At 46.2% G+C, this 18,663-nt stretch carries 17 protein-coding genes; 14 read left to right on the top strand and 3 right to left on the bottom strand.

The window, feature by feature from the left end; genetic code table 11:
- Position 1: 1 nt before the first annotated feature.
- From dut to LEP1GSC047_RS10685, 14 genes are all read left to right on the top strand, one after another.
- A complete protein-coding gene (gene dut, locus LEP1GSC047_RS10750) occupies positions 2 to 436 on the top strand; it encodes a dUTP diphosphatase (protein ID WP_010418160.1) in 435 nt (144 codons plus the stop codon).
- A 302-nt stretch (positions 437 to 738) separates the two neighbouring features.
- Positions 739 to 3,537 carry a DNA translocase FtsK gene (locus tag LEP1GSC047_RS10745; protein WP_010418163.1) on the top strand — a complete coding sequence of 933 codons (2,799 nt, stop codon included), beginning with the start codon at positions 739 to 741 and terminating at the stop codon, positions 3,535 to 3,537.
- Positions 3,538 to 3,647: 110 nt separating this feature from the next.
- Positions 3,648 to 4,382: a LolA family protein gene (locus LEP1GSC047_RS10740; protein ID WP_039934840.1), complete on the top strand. Its 735-nt coding sequence runs from the start codon at positions 3,648 to 3,650 to the stop codon at positions 4,380 to 4,382.
- 26 nt (positions 4,383 to 4,408) lie between these two features.
- Entirely contained in the window at positions 4,409 to 5,545 is a 1,137-nt protein-coding gene (locus LEP1GSC047_RS10735) for a helix-turn-helix domain-containing protein (RefSeq protein ID WP_020988585.1), read from the top strand.
- A gap of 8 nt (positions 5,546 to 5,553) precedes the next feature.
- Entirely contained in the window at positions 5,554 to 6,879 is a 1,326-nt protein-coding gene (gene rimO / locus LEP1GSC047_RS10730; RefSeq protein ID WP_039934633.1) for a 30S ribosomal protein S12 methylthiotransferase RimO, read from the top strand.
- Positions 6,876 to 7,610 carry a CDP-diacylglycerol--glycerol-3-phosphate 3-phosphatidyltransferase gene (pgsA, locus tag LEP1GSC047_RS10725; protein WP_010418174.1) on the top strand — a complete coding sequence of 245 codons (735 nt, stop codon included), beginning with the start codon at positions 6,876 to 6,878 and terminating at the stop codon, positions 7,608 to 7,610. The genes rimO and pgsA overlap by 4 nt, the downstream gene beginning before the upstream one ends.
- Positions 7,600 to 8,610 (top strand): anthranilate phosphoribosyltransferase, encoded by a 1,011-nt coding sequence (gene trpD, locus LEP1GSC047_RS10720; RefSeq protein ID WP_010418178.1) that lies wholly within the window; start codon positions 7,600 to 7,602, stop codon positions 8,608 to 8,610. The genes pgsA and trpD overlap by 11 nt, the downstream gene beginning before the upstream one ends.
- Positions 8,611 to 8,668: 58 nt before the next feature.
- Complete coding sequence (gene yajC / locus LEP1GSC047_RS10715) at positions 8,669 to 9,016, top strand: preprotein translocase subunit YajC (RefSeq protein ID WP_010418181.1); 348 nt, start codon at positions 8,669 to 8,671, stop codon at positions 9,014 to 9,016.
- A gap of 45 nt (positions 9,017 to 9,061) precedes the next feature.
- Positions 9,062 to 9,775, top strand: coding sequence for an SRP-less Sec system protein (locus LEP1GSC047_RS10710; protein WP_010418184.1), 714 nt, complete (start codon positions 9,062 to 9,064; stop codon positions 9,773 to 9,775).
- 9 nt (positions 9,776 to 9,784) lie between these two features.
- Positions 9,785 to 11,734 carry a protein translocase subunit SecD gene (gene secD, locus LEP1GSC047_RS10705; RefSeq protein ID WP_010418188.1) on the top strand — a complete coding sequence of 650 codons (1,950 nt, stop codon included), beginning with the start codon at positions 9,785 to 9,787 and terminating at the stop codon, positions 11,732 to 11,734.
- Positions 11,727 to 12,665: a protein translocase subunit SecF gene (secF, locus tag LEP1GSC047_RS10700; RefSeq protein WP_010418191.1), complete on the top strand. Its 939-nt coding sequence runs from the start codon at positions 11,727 to 11,729 to the stop codon at positions 12,663 to 12,665. Before secD ends, secF begins: the two co-directional genes overlap by 8 nt.
- The gene (locus tag LEP1GSC047_RS10695; RefSeq protein WP_010418194.1) at positions 12,662 to 13,936 is read left to right on the top strand and encodes a bifunctional diaminohydroxyphosphoribosylaminopyrimidine deaminase/5-amino-6-(5-phosphoribosylamino)uracil reductase RibD; all 1,275 of its coding nucleotides are present in this window, start codon (positions 12,662 to 12,664) and stop codon (positions 13,934 to 13,936) included. Before secF ends, LEP1GSC047_RS10695 begins: the two co-directional genes overlap by 4 nt.
- Positions 13,921 to 14,532, top strand: coding sequence for a riboflavin synthase (locus LEP1GSC047_RS10690; RefSeq protein ID WP_010418196.1), 612 nt, complete (start codon positions 13,921 to 13,923; stop codon positions 14,530 to 14,532). Before LEP1GSC047_RS10695 ends, LEP1GSC047_RS10690 begins: the two co-directional genes overlap by 16 nt.
- Before the next feature lie 141 nt (positions 14,533 to 14,673).
- The gene (locus tag LEP1GSC047_RS10685) at positions 14,674 to 15,879 is read left to right on the top strand and encodes a bifunctional 3,4-dihydroxy-2-butanone-4-phosphate synthase/GTP cyclohydrolase II (protein WP_010418198.1); all 1,206 of its coding nucleotides are present in this window, start codon (positions 14,674 to 14,676) and stop codon (positions 15,877 to 15,879) included.
- Positions 15,880 to 15,896: 17 nt separating this feature from the next.
- Here LEP1GSC047_RS10685 and pdxH read toward each other — a convergent pair whose 3' ends face one another.
- Genes pdxH through LEP1GSC047_RS10670 form a run of 3 tightly spaced genes read right to left on the bottom strand, consistent with a single transcriptional unit; the run spans position 15,897 to position 18,538 of the window.
- Positions 15,897 to 16,538 carry a pyridoxamine 5'-phosphate oxidase gene (gene pdxH / locus LEP1GSC047_RS10680; protein ID WP_010418201.1) on the bottom strand — a complete coding sequence of 214 codons (642 nt, stop codon included), beginning with the start codon at positions 16,536 to 16,538 and terminating at the stop codon, positions 15,897 to 15,899.
- A 7-nt stretch (positions 16,539 to 16,545) separates the two neighbouring features.
- A complete protein-coding gene (locus tag LEP1GSC047_RS10675; protein WP_010418209.1) occupies positions 16,546 to 17,412 on the bottom strand; it encodes a prepilin peptidase in 867 nt (288 codons plus the stop codon).
- A gap of 7 nt (positions 17,413 to 17,419) precedes the next feature.
- Complete coding sequence (locus LEP1GSC047_RS10670) at positions 17,420 to 18,538, bottom strand: pyridoxal phosphate-dependent aminotransferase (RefSeq protein ID WP_010418212.1); 1,119 nt, start codon at positions 18,536 to 18,538, stop codon at positions 17,420 to 17,422.
- Positions 18,539 to 18,663: the final 125 nt, after the last annotated feature.

Below are 18,663 nucleotides of genomic sequence, written 5' to 3'. Positions count from 1 at the left end.
CATGAAGATTGCGGTGAAAAAGTTGCAACCCAATGCTAAATTGCCGGAAATTAAGACTTCGGGTTCGGCCGGGTACGATTTGCATTCTTGTCTAGAATCTCCGTTGGAACTTCCTGTCGGAGAAGTGAAATTGGTACGGACGGGTTTGGCTTTTGCGATCCCCGACGGGTATCATTTTGAAATTCGGCCGAGATCGGGATTTTCCACAAAATTCACTATTCTGGTTCCGAATTCTCCCGGAACAATCGATTCGGATTATCGCGGTGAGCTCATGGTGCCTTTACTGAATCTAGGAAGGTCTCCCTATCTTTTGGAAGACGGTGTTCGAATCGCGCAACTGTTGATTCGCAGAACCTGGCTCACCGATTGGGAAATCGTAGAGGAGTTACCCGAAACGGCAAGAGGAGCCGGGGGATTCGGGAGTACCGGGTTATAAAGCAGAAGACATTCAGAAGACAGAGGACTGAGGACTGAGGACAGAACATTGATAAACGAAATTTCCACGTTCTAGAGGAAGATTCTTGTGTTATATTAGATCTTTCCTCTACTTCAGTAACTTTTCCAATTTCTAGCAGCTTCTGTCTAGCGTGAGCAAAGCGAGCGCGTCTGTCTTCTGACCTCTGTCTTCTGAAAGCGAACGCGTCTGTCTTCAGTCCTCTGTCCTCAGTAAAAAAACTGCCGATTCCCCATGATTAAGTCTCTTTTCCTTTCTTACTAAGATGCCGATTTTTAGAAGGTATGGAACCGAAAGTAGGAATGGACCGCAATATTCTCATTTGGGAGAGGGGAAGAGCCGCTCTACCTTACCTGCTGCTATTTACGGGAATTTTCTTAACCCTTTCCCTTGGTTCGTTCACGATCGCCGAAAATGGCGTTCAATCCAATCTCTTCGGTCGAACGGGACATTATCTTTCCTGGGGAATCCTGTATTTATTTGGAAACGCCGCTTTTGTGCCGGGAATCATGTTGATTCTGACAGGAGGAATCCTGCTTGTACAGCCGAATCAGGATGCGACTACTAAGCTTCTTACGATTCCTCTCTTCCTGTTAGCGGTTTCGGTTAGCTTAAATGTTTTCGGAAATCCTTCTACGATTCCTTTTGCGGCTAACGGTGGTGTTCTCGGGCAAGCACTTGCGGTGGCCCTGGAGTATATTCTCGGCGCAACCGGACGCTTGCTAATTCATTTCGTTATTTATTTCTACGGTATTCTGGTTTATTTGAACGAATCTCCGATTCATTTTCTGGGTAGAATGATGGCTCAGGGTGGATTTTCTCTCTCCGATTGGAAGAAGCAATGGTTGGCAGGGTATCGCCAACCATCAGGGCAAGAAAGGGAATCGTATACTCGTCTCTTTCCGGAAGTCCCTCCGTCTCCGATTGCGGAAAATATCACTAAGCTTATGAAGGCATGGAAGAGACCGAGTTCAGAATTTTCCGAGCCCGATATGCCTCCTTGGTTCAAGCGGGAAGCGGTTTCTTCGAACGGAGACTCCTTACATTCCGTTCCCCGCTCGTTGGAAACTTCCGAAAGAAAACCCGCAAATTCCGTACTCCAAAGGGAAGCGACGGTCTCCACGTCTAAACAGGATCCCAAAATTCGTTACAAAAACTCGGGTCTTTTGGACGGTTTTTTCGAGGAAGATAGAAAAGTATTTCAGTTTAGAAGCGCGTCCCGGGATTTATTAGAAAAAGTTTATGGATCTCCGGCAAAGGAGGAATCCCGCGACAGAGGCAGATGGGAACTTCTCGATCTCCGGACGAATGTGCCGGTTGCAGCCGAGGATATGGAGCTTGATTCGCTAGAATCTTTGAACGCCGGCGAGTCGTTTTCCGCGACGATGACTGCTTCTTCGGATATGTCGGAACCCACCGATTTGACCGAGTCCGAAACGGAATGGGAGGAGGATGAAGATCTTTCCGAAGAACATATCTTGGAAGACGAAGAGGATCAGGATATCGAGGAGTCGGAAACCGATTCGACCGTATCGGAACTTTCCAAGACAGCCCCTCCGATAGAGATTATACCCGCCATCGCTAAAGAAAAAGTTTTTCTTCCCGAAGTCGTGGTCAGTAAGCCTAAGCAGGCGGAACTTCCGTTTGCTCCCGTTTCCATGGTCCCGACCTTTCGTTCGAAAAGATCCGTTTATCATATTCCGTTAAACAGATTGCATACGAACCCGACGAAAGTCCATGAGGCGCTATTCAAAGTCGAATCGGAGAAAGTAGCTTTCGAAATCGTGAATGCTCTGAAAGTTTACGGATATGAGACCAAAGTAGTGGCTTGGGAAAGAGGACCGATCATTACACGCTACGAGCTGACTCCCCCGCCGGGAGTGAAGCTGGGAAGAATCACGTCCTTAACGGACGAACTTAGGATGTATCTAGCTGTTAAGAATGTTCGTATCGTAGCGCCCATACCCGGAAAATCCACGATCGGGATCGAAGTTCCGAATAAACATCGGGAAGACGTTTTATTAGGGGATATCTTGCGCTCTTCTTTGGCTCCGAAAGCGAAGAAGGATTTGAATATCATCATCGGAAAGGATATTTCCGGTAAATTAGTATCGATCGATTTGAATAAACTCCCTCACTTACTTGTGGCCGGAACGACCGGCTCGGGTAAATCGGTTTGTTTGAACTCCATGATCGCCTCCCTCGTTTTGAATCTTTCTCCCGAGGAAGTCCGTTTTATCATGGTGGATCCCAAGATGGTGGAGTTAACCCTCTTTGAAGATATTCCACATCTCTTAATGCCCGTCATTAAAGACGCGAGAAAGGCGACGAAAGCGTTGGCTTGGGTAATCCAAGAAATGGAATCCCGCTATGAAGCGGTCTCCCAATTGAAGTGCCGTGATTTTAGATCCTATAACGAAAAAGTGGAGGATTATTATCATAAGGAAGGCTATTCGAAAATGCCTTACATCGTCGTATTCATAGACGAGTTGGCCGACTTAATGATGGTATCCGGGAAGGACTTGGAGGATGCGATCACTCGGATCAGCCAAAAATCCAGAGCGGTAGGAATTCATTTAGTCATGGCGACCCAGAGACCTTCCGTCGATGTCATAACGGGTTTGATCAAGGCTAACTGTCCTGCAAGAATCGCTTTTCATGTGGCTCAAAAAACGGATTCTAAAATTATTCTAGATATGAACGGAGCCGAATCTCTTCTGGGAAAAGGGGATATGCTTTATAAATCGCCGACTTCGGCGGATTTGGCAAGAATCCAAGCGCCTTATATTTCCGAGGAAGAGATCGAAAAGATCGTCGAAGAGGCGAAGAGATACGGCTCTCCCACGTATGTGGAATTGGATTTCGAGGAAGAGACCGAATCGGATTCCGCCGACGAAATGGACGAGGAGCTATTCGGGAAAGCCTGGGATATCGTACGAATCGAACGAAAAGCAAGCGCTAGCTATCTTCAAAGAAAGTTAAAAATCGGATATAACCGGGCCGCCAGAATCATGGAATTGATGGAAGAACGGGGATATGTTACGCCGATCCTCGGCTCAAAAGGGCGCGAAATTCTGAGATAGATTCGATGGATTTTCGGCTTCCGGGTTTTTCCCCCGGAAAAAAGAAACCAAGTGACAGGCGGGCCGATACTCTCCATCCTGGAAAAAAAATCTCGGCTTTTTTCTTGAAAATGAAAGATCGTACAATTTTCCAAGTTCTTAACGTTTCGGTTTTGGGACTTGTCTTGCTGCTGACTGCTTGGGGGCTCGGGGCTCAATCTTCCGCCAAGCACGGTTGGAATTCCCCTTCGGAAGTGGTGAAGAAGGTTCGGAAAACCTTTTCTGAAATCAAATCCTACAAAGCCGATTTTGTCATCCAAACGGAGTCCAACAAAAAGACACGTTCGATGAAGGGCGTTTGCTATTATAAAAAGGGCGGCAAGATCCGCTATGAATTTTCCGATCCGGCCGGCGATGAAATCGTTTCGGACGGAAAGACCTTATGGATTTTTATTAAGCGCTTAAACGCGGTCGGAAAACAGGATTTAACTCTGAATAAATCCAATAAGTCGGGACCGATTTTCGCTTCGGTAACGGAAGAAGGATTATCTCGTATTTTTAGGAAGTATCATTATAAGTTCGATTCGATCGAACAACCCCAGATTTCCCCCAAAGACAATCGGAAATATTTCGTCTTAGCCCTCGAGCAACGGGAAAAAATCGGCGGATACGAAACGATGACTCTCTATGTTGATGAGGAGAATTTCCTAATCAAGAGAGCCGTGGCAAGTGACGGTCGAGGTAAAACGACTACGGTGGAATTTTCCGGTTGGGATAGAAACGCCGACGTGGAAGACGGTCAGTTCAATTTTCGTCCGGACGGAAATGCAAAAATCGTAAATAACCCCTTGGTGTCGGAAGAATAAAACTTCCCCGGAAAAGGAGAGCGGAATTGAATCAGAAGCGTGTAGGGCAGATCCTTAGGGAGGCTAGGGAGGAAAAAAAACTTACGGTAAAGGATGTGTCCAAGGACACGAATATTTCGGTTAAATACATCCTTGCATTGGAAACCGAAGACTATGCTCAGTTTCCCGGTGAAACGTTTACGATCGGCTTCTTAAAGAATTACGGTAGTTATCTCAAATTGGACACCGGAATGCTTGTAAACTTATATAGAGGGGAAAAAATAGAAGAGTCACAGGCACCTTTAGAAGAGTTAACTCGTCCTACCTCCTCCTTTTATTATGATTTTAATATAGATAAAAATAAGATCATAACTGCAGTCTCCGCCTTGATGCTGGTGCTTGCCGGTTTTCTATTGTTTACGTACGTTTTCGACGGTTCATCCGGCAACGAGGAAGTATCCGAAGACGGTCGTCGTAAACTGGAAATTCCCGAAAACATCGACTTCGTAAATCGTTCCGTACCGGAAACTCGTCCCGAGAGTTTTATTTTAACCACGAATCAGGGCGTCAGCTTTAGCGTATCCAATCAACAATGTAAATTGTTTATCACCGGAGTCGAACAAGGTAGCGACTCGAATACGGCCTTGCTGGGCTTTAACGTATACCCGGAGCTAAGCGTTCATAAATTTAAACTTGCCGAAGGGCAGGAAAAAGTGCTAAGCTATTCCATTCCGGAAATTTCCTCTTTACGCCGTAGTATCAGAATCACTGCACAGAGTGTGACGGGAAGTTCGGCCAAAGTACTGGTTTCCCTAAATGAAGAGGAACGTGCCGGAACTGAAACGACTCAAAAAACCGGAGCGGAAGATTCGAATTCCACCAAAACGTTGGGAGACGTTCCGATACAGGTAACATTATTTTTCTCTAAACCTAGCTACGCAGAGTTCATTATCGACGGGCAAATGGGTTTTAGAGGATTGGTTCAAAACGGGGAAACCAGATCCCTGGAAGCGAAAGACCGATTAGAATTGAAAGTCGGAGACGGGTCCGCGGTGGAAATGATCCAAAACGGAAAGACGAAAGTCGTCTTGGGACGTCCCGGAAAATTGGTGAAGAAAGTTTTCGTTAAAACCCCAAATCCTTACGATAGCACTCAATTTATCATCAAGGAGCTGGGCGAGTAGTAGGCCTGTTGGATAAGAAGTTTTACATCACTACGCTAGGATGTCCCAAGAATACCGTGGACTCCATGAGCATGCATCATTCCCTTTTGGAAGAAGGATTCGTTCCGGCCGCAAAGCCGGAAGAATCCGATTTTCATTTGATCAATACTTGTACTTTCATTCGATCGGCGACCGAAGAAACGATTCAGACAATTCTAGGCGCGGCCCACGCTAAAAAGCAGGAAGGTCAAAAACTCGTGGTCGTGGGCTGCTTTGCCGAAAGATATCCGAAAGATATCTCCGCAGAAATTCCCGAGGTCGATCTTGTCTTCGGGACGGGAAAGTATTCTCAGGCGGGTAAGATCATTCGAGAGGCTTTCCGTCGGGAGCTGAATGCGGTTCCGAATCCGGAATTTAACGCAGAGCTTATCGAGAGAATGAAACTTTCTCCCAATATCGAAAACTACTCTAAGCCCTATGCGTACGTAAAAGTTTCCGACGGATGCAATCGCGGTTGCGGGTTTTGCATTATTCCTTCTCTACGCGGTAAGTTTCAGGATTCTCCGATGGAGGATATCCTTCGCGACACAAGACGCGCGATCGCCGCCGGAGCGAAGGAGATTTGTCTCGTATCGCAAGATACGGTCTATTACGGAAAGGACAGCGACCTTCTTTTGGAAATGATTCGAAACGTTTCCGAAGTGGAAGGTCTGGAGATATTGAGGCTACTGTATCTCTATCCGGATAAGAAGACGGAAAGAATCGTAAGACTGATGGGAGAAATTCCTAAGATTGCTCCGTATTTGGAATCCCCTTTACAGCACGTTTCCGAACGTGTCTTGAAATCCATGAATCGAAGCGGAAACTATTCCTCCTTTAGAGACCTATATTCTCTGGCCCGGGAAATCAGGCCGGACCTGGAAATTCGGACTTCCTTTATTCTAGGATATCCGGGAGAAACCGGCGAGGACGTGGATGAAATTTTGAGATTCATCGAGGAAACCCGTCCTGAAAAAGTGAATTTGTTTTCTTATTCTCCACAGGAAGGAACCAAAGGAGCCGAATTGCAACAAACGGTATCCGAAAAAGAAAAGGCAAAGCGAATCAATACGGTTCGGGAAACTCACTTAAAGATTTTGCAGGAAATCCACGAATCACGAATCGGTAAAATCTATCCTGCGATCGTCGACGGAATCGAAGACGGTTCCGCCATCGTTAGGCGATTGCAAGACGCGCCGGAAATCGACGAAATCGTATATGTGGAAGATGCAAGTCTCAAACTAGGCACGATAGGAAAAGTGAAAATCGAATCCTTTTACGAATACGACATGATGGGAACCTGGTTGAACGCTTGAATTCTAATATTAATATTCCCAATACCTTAACGGTCCTTAGAGTGGTTTCCTTGCCGTTTTTTATCTGGTTCTTATATCAGAAAGAACCGGTATTTCATGTCGCGGCTCTTTTGCTTTTTGCCGCCGCTTCCGTTACCGATTTTATCGACGGGTATCTTGCGAGAAAATGGAAACAGGAAACCGAATTCGGCAAATTTTTGGATCCACTCGCCGACAAAATCATCGTCGTCGGATGCTTTACTACATTCATTTTTTTGCATGAACAAATCGAGCTATGGATGGTTCTCCTAATCATAGGCAGAGACATGCTGATTACCACCCTGCGTTATTTGGCGATTCGCCAAGGCGGGTCCATCCGTACGACTATGCTCGGTAAAGTCAAGACGGCATTCCAGATGGGAGCGATTATCCTGATATTGATTTTCTTTATTCTGGTATCTTCCAAGAAAAGAATTTTGATCAACGAAGTTTATCATAGCGGCAAGGAAGCCGGATTTACCGTCTTTGGAATCGCTTCAGGGAACGCTTCCGCATTTTTTGCCAGTTGGAAGGAGCAGGGCCTGCCTAATTGGGGAGATTTGGTTTTCGGCCTTGGTGGATTCGTTCCTTATTTCGGGATGTTGATTACTACATTCATTACGGTCTTATCCGGTCTTCGTTATTTAATCTCGAATCGGGAAGTTCTAAGACCTAGCGCAATCCGGAGGGCATTCGGCAAGAATGGAAATTAGAAAAGCAATACTGAAAGTTCTGGATCGCAAATCCCTGACCGTTCAAGAAGCCGAAATGGTAATGAACGATGTCATGAAAGGCCAGGTTTCGGAAATTTTACTGGCATCGTTTCTAACGGCGATTCGTTCCAAAGGGGAGACCGTGGACGAGCTTTTGGGTTTTTCCTTGGCCCTTCGTAAGAACGCATTAAAACCGAAGACCGTTTTTCCGTTCGATATGCTGGATACATGCGGAACCGGCGGCGATGGAAAAGGGACCGTTAACATTTCCACCCTGTCCGCCATCGTTTTAGCGTCCCTCGGATTGAAGGTTGCTAAGCACGGAAATCGATCCGTTTCTTCTCATACCGGTTCCAGTGATATCCTGACCCGCTTGGGTTATAACACCGAAAAGACACAGGAAGAAGTGGAATCCCATCTTGTTTCCAGCGGGTTTACGTTTCTATTCGCTCCCATGTGGCACCCTTCCATGAAATTCGCCGGTCCTGTAAGGAAGGAACTGGGCTTCCGGACTCTATTCAATATGATCGGGCCGCTTAGCAATCCGTTCTCTCCTCAGTATCAAATCATCGGGGTTTACGAACCGGAACTTATGGAGACCTTAATCCGTGTTCTTCAGGGATTAGGCTTGCGAAAAGCGCTTGTTTGTCATTCCAGAGATGGGCTTGACGAGTTCTCCATTTTCGAAACCACCGATTACACGTTATTGGAAGACGGGGTAATTTCGCGGAAGGATTTTGATCCCGAAACGTTGGGCCTGGGGCAGTTAAATCCTGGGGAGGTCTTTGCAGAAGGTCCCGATCAGGCGGAAGATTTAGCGCGTAAAATTCTAGAGGGCCAGAAAATAGCCGGCACTTACGCGGTAGCTCTGAACGCCGGAGCCGGATTATTCGTGATGGGCAAGGTCCCTAGTATCGAAGAAGGATATAAAATCGCGTTAGAACAGCTTGTTAGCGGAAAAACCAAGCAGTTCTTTCAAAATTTAATTACCAAACAGTAGGTTGGGAAAATACTGGTCCCAAACCGAATAGAAAAAGATCTTATTTAGGGTTATAACTATGCAATTCGACTTAAACACGTTTTTTATACTAGCGCAAGCCGCAGACGGAGCAGCCGCACCTTCCGCGAGCAATCCTCTTTCTTTATTAACGTCCCCCTATGGAATGATCGCGGTGATGTTCGTGATCATGTATTTCCTCGTGATTCGCCCTCAAAGAAACGAGGAAAAAAAGCGGAAAGCCATGATAGAAAGCCTACAAAAAGGCGACACTGTCGTGACTTCTTCCGGAATTCACGGTAAAGTGGTAGAGTTTAAGGAAAACAACGAGGTCGTCGTTCTCGCGATCGCAAAAGACACGAACGTGACCTTTAATGCAAGCACCATTATAAAGAAGAAGGAAGGGTAAAAGCGCGGTCCTTCCGATAGGTATAGTAGTGAATACGGTGAGATTATGAACAAGATCCTATGCCTCCTCCTCTCATTTTTGATCTCCTTCCCGGTTTTCAGCCAGGATGGAGAAGAAATCGATTTTCTAGACAAGGTTGGAGAACCGAAGAAGGCGACGACTTCTGCAAGTAAGAAAGCTCAAGCCGCGAAAGTTCCCAAAAAGAAGAAATCGAAGAAAAGCTCTAAGAAACGCAAGTCGGGCGAAGTTCGTCAGGACGGCGTGGAGCAGAAAGAAGGTGAGACTAAAAAAAAGGTCGAGGCCACAGGAGTTCCCGACGACGCTAAAAACGATTCTCGTCCCGGTGACGACGGACATTCCAAAAATTCGGAAAATGCCTCTTCCGAGAAAGTCTTAAAAAAAGAAGAACCTAGGGATCTGCAAAAACCGTATTGGGTTAATGAAGAAACCGCTCTGACTCCTCGTCACCTTCCCGGTTACGCGGAGACTTCCGCAGCCCTGCCAAAGGAAGATATCTCTTTCAAAGATAAGTTAGGCGACATCTTGAAGATGGGCCAGGACAAGAAGAAAGAGGAGGAAAAACGAAAGGCAGCCGAACAAAAAGATCAGAGCACGATTATTTCCTTCTTTTCCGAATACAAAAAACCGATTATTATTCTCGGACTTATCGTTCTATTTGCCCTCTATCGCCTAAGGGCGGGAGGTCCCCGTATCACCCGGCGTTCTCCGGTGACAATTAATAAAGTGAGAAGAGACTAGGAGCCAAAATTGAAATCGGTTCAATGGATCATCGTACCCATACTCGTCGTAGCCGCTTCGCTGACGCTACTTTATCCCAACTTTGCGGTCCGGGAATTGGAGCTGGCCATTCGAAAAGAATTTCGGGAATTACCGGAAGAAAAGAAAAAGAAAGCCCTCGAAACATTCGCAGAACGCTGGAAGAAAGATTACAATCCGACAGCGGCCTGGTCGATCGAACCCGATCCTTCCTTATTACCGGAGAAGGATTATTATCTCGTTCGCGGGAGATTTATCACTTCCGCAAAGATCAATCAACTTTCGCAAGAAAACCAGGAGTTAATTTTAGAACCTAAGAACAAGCTTAGGTCTACCTGGGTCGAGGAATATTTCTTCGGAGACCGACCTCTTACGATCAAACTAGGTTTGGACTTACAAGGAGGGATGCGAGTCGTTTTAAAGGGCGACTTCGAAGACTACGCATCCAAATTGCGGGACAGTTACGCCAAGGAAATCGAGAATCTTACCAAGAAATCGGAAGATCCTAAACTTTCCGATAAGGAAAAGAAGGAAGCTCACGATCGGCTTGCGGAAATCGAAAGCTATTTTTCTCTCAACCCGTCTCGTAAGCTGATAGAGTTGGAAAAAGCGAAACTGATTATCGATAACCGACTTACGAATCAAAACTTGACCGAACCTCAGGTTAGAATTCAGAAAGATCAGGATTCGATCGAGGTCTCTCTTCCCGGGGTCAGCAATTCTTCGCAAATTTTGGATATTATCCGAAACACCGAGACCGTAGAATACAGATTGAAAGAGTCGGCCCGCGATCCAAAGAGCCAAAATGACAACCGCGGAATTTACCAAACTCAAATCGATACGGAAGAAAATCGATTGGTGGCCGAAGAAAGACGGGAAGAAACGGACATAGTCAAATTTCAAAATATCGTAAAGCAAAAACTCGGAAAGGATGAGCAGGATAAATTCCTGAATTCCCTAGAAAAGAAATATAATATTCCGGAAAAGTATAAATTATACGCGCTCTGGGCCCGCGGCGCCAATCCTAAAGCACCCCTGCTGCCCCGCGAATTCATCGTTTTGGAAAGAGCGATCGCTCTGGACGGAAAAGATATGAGGGATGCAAGGCCCTCTTACGATAATAACCGACTCGGATATTTCGTATCCTTTACTCTTACCTCGGCCGGCGCGGAAAAATTCTTTGAAATCACTTCCAAAAACGTAGGTCGCCAGCTCGCGATCGTTTGGGGGGATAAAGTGATCTCGGCTCCGGTTATCAAAGGACCGATTGCCGGAGGAAACGCTCAAATAGACGGAGATTTTAGTCGGGAAGAAGCCGTGGATTTATCCAATGTGATCAGCGAAGGCGCGCTCCCGATTCCGTTAAGCGTATTGGAAATGAGATTCATCGGACCCACCCTGGGAATCGAATCCATTGAAGTGGGTTTGAAAGCCGTTCTATTAGGTTTCGGCTTGGTCATCATTTTCATGCTTCTCGTTTACCGACTAGCCGGCTTGGTCGCCGATATCGCCTTACTCGTGAACGTGATCGTGCTAATGGCCTTGCTTTCCTTAATGGGCTTTACGCTGACGCTTCCCGGATTTGCGGGAATTATTCTGACGGTCGGTATGGCCGTGGATGCGAATGTCATCATCTACGAAAGGATAAAAGAGGAACTCCGCGCCGGCAAGCATGTGACTTCCGCAGTGGCGCAAGGATTCGATAACGCTTTCTGGACGATCGTAGACAGTAACGTTACCACCTTGATTTCCGGAATTTTAATGATCAAACTCGGGAACGGACCGATCAAGGGATTCGCGATCACATTATGTTGGGGGATTATCACGTCCCTGTTTACGTCGCTATTCCTGAGTAGAATGATTATGGATATTCTCGTTAACAAATTAGGAGTCTCCAAACTCCAAATCGGATTCAAGAGGCTGGAGTCCAAGAATGTTTGATTTTATAAAATACAAATACGTTTCTATCGTCGTTTCTACGATTTTAATTCTTGTCGGTTTTGGAGTAACGTTCGGAAAATACGGAGGCTTTGCGACTTCCTTGGATTTTGACGGAGGTTTGAGAACCGTAGTGGAATTCGATAAGTCCGTGGAACGTAAGACTTTGGAGGAATATTTTTCCTCCAAAGGGCTGGAAGCGGTCTTGGTTCACATGGACAAAGAGAAGAACCATTATCAGATCGATATCGGTCTGGGATCCGCCGACAGAATTAAGGAACTTTATCAGCAGAAAAAAGGAACTTCCGCGCCCGAAGCAAAACAGATTTCGGCGATCGACGCGTTGATAGGTCTCTTAACGGAAGATTTTAAATTGGATAAGAAGGCGATCTTGTCCGCAAACCAAGTGGGATCAGTAGTGGGGGCCGAATTGACGACTACCGGAATTACTCTACTCGGTTTGACTCTCCTGATTATTTTAGGATATCTAAGTTTTCGTTTCCAGTTCAAGTTCGCGTTGGGCGCAAGCCTTGCCTTGATCCACGATTTGATCATTACGATCGCCTTTATCGGTTTTTTTCAAATCAAACCGAGCGTTCCGATTATCGCCGCGCTTTTAACTTTATTGGGATATTCCATCAACGATACGATCGTGGTATTTGACAGAATACGGGAAAACTCGGGTAATATGAAGGATGTTTTCTCGAACGTAATTAACATTTCCATCAATCAAACTTTAAGTAGAACGATTAATACCTCTTTCGCTACGTTGATTTCGGTCGTCGCGATCATTATCGGTGGAGCGGTCGAACTTTACGATTTTGCCTACGTTCTAACGTTCGGAATCATCCTAGGAACCTTCTCTTCGATTTTTATCGCGGCTCCGTTGATCGATATATATGATTCCATATATAAGAGGTTCAAAAGGTCTTGAACTCGCGCCTCCCGAAAGAAATTCGGGAGGAACTCCTCCGCCTGTCCTTTTTGTCCACGGGATATTCTTCTCCGAATCCTCCCGTGGCCTGCGTGATAACCGACGCATTTACGGATAAGATTCTCGCCACCGGCAGGACGCAGATCATCGGTGGAAATCATGCCGAGCGTGAAGCTTATAAATCCCTACGAGAAAAATACAAAACGGACTCCTTACCGGCACACAAAGTATATGTGACGCTGGAACCTTGTTCCCATTTCGGAAAAACTCCTCCTTGCCTGGATCTACTTTTAGAGGAGAAACCGCTTGCGGTAATTTACGGTTGGAAGGATCCGAATCCCTTAGTGCGGAAACGGGACAGTTTACAGGAACTCGAGCGGGTAGGAATCCAAGTAGTTCTGAATTCCGAATTAGCGGACATCGCGTCGAGTTTCCTTTTCGGATTTGCGGAAAGAATCCGAAAAGGGAGGCCCGCGTTATTGTTGAAATCCTCCGTGAGCCGCGAGGGCTTTTATTCTTCGGGCCGGCAATTCAGGGAAAAAATTTCCTCGCAGATGTCGGATTACTTTCTTTCCTACTTAAGATCTAAGATGGACGCGATTCTCGTCGGACCGAGGACGATCGAGGTCGACTCTCCCAAATTGGATTTTCGTTCTCCGAAGGAAGATTCGGAAACATTAAAAAAATTGCAAGAAGTAGAAAGCTATCGGGATTCTTCCAACCTAAAAAAGGGATTTTCGGGTCTCATTTCGGAAATCCTTCGCTCTTCCGCCGATCTCAGCGTTAGACGGATTCACCGGGAGATGGAACGATTCTACCAGCCGCTTCGGGTTTTTTTTCTTCCCGCCGAAACCGAACTCCCTCCCGAATTTCTTACGATTCAGGAAGAATTGAACAGTCGGTACGAAAAAAGAAATATTGCATTTTTCTTAGAGAATGAAAAAGAATATTCAAAGAATCTATTATCCCGTATCGAGAAGCTTTCCGACGCCAAGGTGAAACGGTACTCGTCGAAATCGTTCGGAAAGCAAACTTTAAAGGATCTGGCCGACTGGGGAATGAATACCGCTTTGGTCGAGGGTGGAAATCTACTGTACCGGGAATTCTCGAAGGAAATGGAAAATTCGGATTCCATTTTGCGAATTCGATCCGGGACAGTTACCTTGGAGAAGGGGGATTCGCCGGATTGGGGTACGAACCTAACTCTAGAATTCCAAAGGGATATCGATTCCGATACGTGGGAGGTTTTTACCACATGTTCACAGGATTGATCGAAACGACCGGCGAAGTCCAAAGCATTAAGGATACCGGAGAAGGTAAGGTATTTTCCCTCAAAGTAAACTGGCAGGATCCGGACCTAAAGCTGGGTGATTCGATTTCAGTTAACGGCGCATGTCATACGGTGACTTCCTTCCAAGATCGGGGGAATACGTTCGAATTTTATTCTTCTTATCGAACTCTTGAACTTACGAATTTCGGCGATTTTCGAAACGGAACCAAGGTGAATCTTGAAAGATCCGTGCAACCTCATACAAGAATGGGAGGTCATTTTGTAACCGGTCACGTGGACGCTGTCGGAAAAATCGTCTTGGCGGAAGACCGGGATGGAGGTAAGGTCCGTAGGTATTTGATTTCTCACGATCCTTTGTTTACCAAATATTTTGCGGTGCGCGGGAGCGTTACCGTGGACGGGATCTCCCTCACTATCGTGGATTCGAAGCCGGGTGAATTTGAATTGGTTTTAATTCCGGAAACCTTGACCAAAACGAATGCGGGCGTTTCTTGGAAAGTCGGTGCCTCGGTAAATTTGGAAATCGATTTGGTCGCGAGGTATTTGGAACAGCTACTGAAATCGGAGCGCAAATAGCCGAATCTGGTCCGCCGATCGAATCGTCAGCCTTTGCGTGCTCGGTGGTTGGGCGCCCAAACCGGATTTAGTGTTTTTCGTTCCGTTTAGGATTTATGATTGGTAAAAATCCAGTCCAATAAATGAGGTGGAAGTTAAATTATGATCGGACCCATCGAACAAGCAATCGAAGACATAAAATCGGGGAAAATGATTATTCTCGTGGATTCCGAGGATCGTGAAAACGAAGGGGATCTAGTTTGCGCCGCCCAGTTTACTGACAAGGATAAGGTCAATTTTATGGCCACCTACGGGCGAGGATTGATTTGTTTTCCGATGGAAGGGGACCGCCTTCGCCAGCTCGGTCTGAATCGTATGGTCGACGATCATTCTCTTGGAGATAAGCACGGGACGGCGTTTACAGTTTCCGTCGATGCGAGAGAAGGAACTACCACCGGAATTTCCGCTCAAGACCGGGCGACTACGATCCAAGTTCTTATCGATCCGAAAACGACTCCCGGCGATTTAATGAAGCCGGGCCATCTTTTTCCTTTGCAAGCTGTGTCGGGGGGAGTTCTTCGTCGAGCGGGGCATACGGAAGCTTCCGTCGATTTATGCAAGCTTGCAGGGCTTTATCCGGCGGGAGTAATCTGCGAAATTATGAACGACGACGGAAGCATGGCCAGACTGCCGGATCTGGAAATTTTTGCAGCCAAGCACGGTTTGAATATTTATACGATAGAGGATTTGATTCGTTATCGAAGGAAAACGGAAAATCTAATTCGCCTCGAAGTGGAAACCACTCTTCCGACCGAATACGGAGATTTTAGAATTCGTGCCTATTCGACCTTAATCGACGATAAGGTTCATGTTGCCTTAATTAAGGGAGATATACATAAGGATGATCCCGTAATGGTACGGGTTCATTCGGAATGTTTGACGGGCGATATTTTCGGAAGCGGTAGATGCGATTGCGGTCCTCAACTGCATTCCGCTCTTTCGATGATTGCGCAGGAAGGAAAAGGAATACTCTTATATATGCGCCAGGAAGGTCGCGGAATCGGACTGATTAATAAACTCAAAGCTTATAACATGCAGGACGAGGGTCTGGACACGGTTGAAGCGAATGAAAAATTAGGTTTTGCTCCCGATCTACGGGAATACGGAGTCGGTGCTCAAATTCTAAAAGATATCGGAATTGAAAAGATGAGATTACTGACCAACAATCCGCGTAAGATTGTAGGTCTTGAAGGATACGGTTTGGAAGTCGTAGACCGTGTTCCGATAGAGATCAAACCGACCGGGAATAATCATCATTATCTTTTTACGAAAAAAATGAAAATGGGGCATCTTTTAGGACTGAACTAAAAACCGGTCGGCAAACCCTAGGGTTGCAATCTTTGCCTTTCCCAATTATCTCCGCGAAGCAGAAATTGCACTCGGTCGTGTAATCTGCTCCTTCTCCCCTGCCAAAATTCGAATTCGGTCGGGGTAAGCTCGTATCCCCCCCAAGTCGGAGGCAGAGGGACTTCCTTCCCTTCGTAACGTATTAGCAATTCGTTATATTTTTTTTCAAGTTCTGTTCGGTCGGCTACGGATTTACTTTGATCCGATGCAAGAGCACCTATTTGGCTTGCAAACGGTCGAGTCCTAAAATAGGCTTCGGAAACTTCCCGGGGAACTTTTGCGATATTTCCGCGGATACGGACCTGGCGTTCCAGTTCCACCCAAAAGAAAACGAGGCAGGCGATCGGGTGCTTTTCCAATTCCTCGCCCTTTCGACTGGAATAATTCGTATAGAATCGGAATTTGCCGTTTGAAATTCCCTTGAGTAAAACGATTCGAGCGTTCGGAAGATCTTGTTCATCGACGGTCGCTAAAGTCATCGCATTCGGTTCCTTTACTTCCGAGTGCAGGGCTTCTTCGAACCAACGGGAAAAAAAATCCACCGGATTTTTTTCGACCCGGGATTCGTCCAGTTCGGCCTTCGCATATTCGTTCCGTAATTCGCTGATATTCTTTGTCATAAGCTCGCTATTCCCCGTAAGGAAAGAATCCCAGACCCGTTTCCGAAAGCAATCCGGAGTTCCAGGCAAATTTAGCCAAAAATGTCAATGCCAGGGAAGCGGAAAAATAAACTCCCATCGGGATGGGAACTCCCCTTAAACTCTGCCCCTTCTTTCTAGTTCCGATCGTGATAGTAAGCGCGAGAACGTAGGATGAGTTTACGAAAAGAATCCACCATGGATGACCCGAAAGAAAAGCGAAGGATGGGGCAAAGATCGCGTCGGCAAATCCCATACCCTGGGGAAACAGAAAATGGACGGCAAAGAAGATTCCTAAAAAACAGCCGAATACGATGGCATCGATTTTATTCGGTAAGCTCCCGTCCGTTAGAAAGTTCAGCAGGATTCCCAATCCTAAAATGAAAGGAAGATTTTCGTAATCCAAGGAAAACTTTTTCCAATCCGTCGTGGCGGACACGAGTAAATGGCCGCAAAGAGCGACGAATACCAATGATGCCAGGAACTTTCCGGAAAGGAAAAAAGAGAGCGCAAATAACAATCCGAAACCGGCTTCGCAGAGGGCGTAGAGCGGATTTACCTTCGTTCCGCAGGCCACGCATTTTTTTCCCGCAAACCAATATCCTAGAACGGGCACTAACGCTAAGCCTTGGATTTTGGCCCCGCAGGATTCGCAGGCGGACGGTTCGGTTAATAAACGAAGTAACCTCCGACCGAATGTTCCCGATTTCCTCTCGTAGCCGTAAAAGAAACGGAGGATTCTATAAGCAAGCGTGGAGTAAAAACTCCCGAGCGAAATAGAGATCAAAAATCCGCTAATCCAAATCATCGGAATGATGCCCGGAATTTCGGAACCAAAATCGAAATGATTGTCCAATCTCTATTTATGCTCCGGCCAATTCTCGAAGAGCCGTTATGCCCCTCTTTAAATTATCCCATTCGGATGCGAAGCTGATCCGAATATAGTTGGGGGAATCTACGAAAATATAACCTGGTACCAGAATGAGTCCTTTTTCCTTTACCGCCCGCCCTATGAAGTCTTCGTCTCGATCCTTGATTTTTAGGAAGAAGTAAAAAGCACCTTGGCTTTTTTTGACTTCATAAAAGTCCTTTAGATTTTCGTAAACGAAATCGCGCTTTTCGCGATAATCCGCTATGTAGGAGTTCATATCGGTTTTTAAGGCTTCGATTCCCATCCATTGGGTGACCGACGGAGCGCATACTAACGTGTATTGCTGCAAAGTGGTTAAAGTTTTAATGATCGGCTCCGGCGCTAAAATGGAGGCTAACCTGAGACCGGTCATACTATACGTTTTCGAAAATCCCGATAACGTTATCGCTTTTTCGTAAAAGGAACCGACCGAATGGAATTGCTTGTCGTAATCGAACTTTTCGTAGATTTCGTCCGAAATCAAATACGCGCCGGTTCGCTCGGCCAAGTCGGCTAAGGACGTTAGTTGGTCTTTGCTAAGAATCGTTCCGGTAGGATTGGAGGGAGACGAGAAAATGATTATCTTCAGTCTTTTATCCTTAAACGGACTCAGATCTTCGGGACTGAAATTCTCGGAAATCGTATGCATTCGGCCGCCGTAAATCTTAATGTATTCCGGATACATAAGGAAATACGGCGAAACGACTAAGCATTCGTCTCCTTCGTTTAACAGCGCATTAAATAATAGCAAGAAAGCCGAGCTGATTCCGGAGGTAACTAAGACCCGTTCAGGCGTCGCGTAAGGTATCGAATTCTCTTTTCTGTACTTAAGCGAGAGGGCTTCCCTTAGCTGCGGGATCCCTGCCGTCAAAGTATATGCGGTCTTTCCGTCTCGAAGTGCCTTTACTCCCGCTTCGATGATATTTTCGGGGCACGGGAAGTGGGGTTGTCCGATGGAAAGATTGATCGGATCTTTCAGGGTTCCCGCGAGTTCAAAGGCCTTACGAATAGCGGAGGAATTTAGACCGCGAATTCTATTTGCGAGGGCGTATTCGAGTGTCGACTGGCTCATAAGTGAACGGTACTCGGTAGGCGGTTTGGGTAACAAACGGAAATTCAATCGGTGATCGGAAAATGTTTCAACCCGAACGGTTGGCAACCCCAACCAATACTTGTCGCTCTCACTCGGGAATTCGG

The organism is Leptospira inadai serovar Lyme str. 10, from assembly GCF_000243675.2.
GTDB lineage: Bacteria > Spirochaetota > Leptospiria > Leptospirales > Leptospiraceae > Leptospira_B > Leptospira_B inadai.
Note: the sequence above shows the minus strand (reverse complement) of the source record. Positions and strands in the feature narration are given on the sequence as shown.

Coding starts and splice junctions, on each gene's coding strand:
- LEP1GSC047_RS10710 (WP_010418184.1), top strand. CDS start 9,062: ATGAACAAGATCCTATGCCTCCTCCTCTCATTTTTGATCTCCTTCCCG.
- LEP1GSC047_RS10685 (WP_010418198.1), top strand. CDS start 14,674: ATGATCGGACCCATCGAACAAGCAATCGAAGACATAAAATCGGGGAAA.
- LEP1GSC047_RS10690 (WP_010418196.1), top strand. CDS start 13,921: ATGTTCACAGGATTGATCGAAACGACCGGCGAAGTCCAAAGCATTAAG.
- yajC (WP_010418181.1), top strand. CDS start 8,669: ATGCAATTCGACTTAAACACGTTTTTTATACTAGCGCAAGCCGCAGAC.
- dut (WP_010418160.1), top strand. CDS start 2: ATGAAGATTGCGGTGAAAAAGTTGCAACCCAATGCTAAATTGCCGGAA.
- LEP1GSC047_RS10740 (WP_039934840.1), top strand. CDS start 3,648: ATGAAAGATCGTACAATTTTCCAAGTTCTTAACGTTTCGGTTTTGGGA.
- pdxH (WP_010418201.1), bottom strand. CDS start 16,538: ATGACAAAGAATATCAGCGAATTACGGAACGAATATGCGAAGGCCGAA.
- trpD (WP_010418178.1), top strand. CDS start 7,600: ATGGAAATTAGAAAAGCAATACTGAAAGTTCTGGATCGCAAATCCCTG.
- LEP1GSC047_RS10670 (WP_010418212.1), bottom strand. CDS start 18,538: ATGAGCCAGTCGACACTCGAATACGCCCTCGCAAATAGAATTCGCGGT.
- secF (WP_010418191.1), top strand. CDS start 11,727: ATGTTTGATTTTATAAAATACAAATACGTTTCTATCGTCGTTTCTACG.
- LEP1GSC047_RS10745 (WP_010418163.1), top strand. CDS start 739: ATGGAACCGAAAGTAGGAATGGACCGCAATATTCTCATTTGGGAGAGG.